The 730-nt window shown below is 62.2% G+C and carries 1 protein-coding gene and 1 pseudogene; both read left to right on the top strand.

Annotated features, from left to right (window positions below):
- On the top strand, positions 1-538 hold a 538-nt coding region (locus A9W96_RS10555), incomplete at its 5' end, for a 3-hydroxybutyryl-CoA dehydrogenase (RefSeq protein ID WP_231999650.1).
- Positions 539-633: 95 nt separating this feature from the next.
- Positions 634-730, top strand: a pseudogene (locus tag A9W96_RS31360) (class I SAM-dependent methyltransferase); the annotation flags it as partial.

Here is a 730-nt window from a genome sequence, read left to right on the forward strand (position 1 = left end):
GGTTATCACCGATCCCGACGCCGTGCTGGCCTCCAACACCTCCAGCATCCCGATCATGAAGATCGCCGCGGCCACCAAGAACCCGCAGCGCGTGCTCGGTCTGCACTTCTTCAACCCCGTTCCGGTGCTGCCGCTGGTCGAGTTGGTCAGCACGCTGGTCACCGACGAGGCCGCCGCCGCGCGCACCGAGGAGTTCGCGAGCGCGGTCCTGGGCAAGCAGGTGGTGCGCTGCTCCGACCGGTCCGGCTTCGTGGTGAACGCGCTGCTGGTGCCGTACCTGCTGTCGGCAATCCGCATGGTGGAAGCCGGTTTTGCCACCGTCGAAGACGTCGACAAGGCCGTGGTGGCCGGCTTGTCGCATCCGATGGGCCCCCTGCGGCTGTCCGACCTGGTCGGCCTGGACACGTTGAAGCTGATCGCGGACAAGATGTTCGAGGAGTTCAAGGAACCGCAGTATGCCCCGCCGCCGCTGTTGCTGCGCATGGTGGAGGCGGGCCGGCTCGGTAAGAAGACGGGCCGGGGCTTCTACTCCTACTGAGCGACGCTAACGACTCACCGGTGCCCGGATCGCCGGTCGTTGACCGGTCGGTTAGTATGCTCGCGTTGAATAGGACGAAAGGTTTTGTAGCGAGCATGACGAAATTGGAACCGTATTACGAGGAATCGCAGTCTATTTACGATGTCTCGAATGAATTTTTCGCATTATTCTTAGACGCGACGATGGGCTACA

The sequence above is a fragment of the Mycobacterium sp. 1245852.3 genome, from assembly GCF_001669335.1.
Lineage (GTDB): Bacteria > Actinomycetota > Actinomycetes > Mycobacteriales > Mycobacteriaceae > Mycobacterium > Mycobacterium europaeum_A.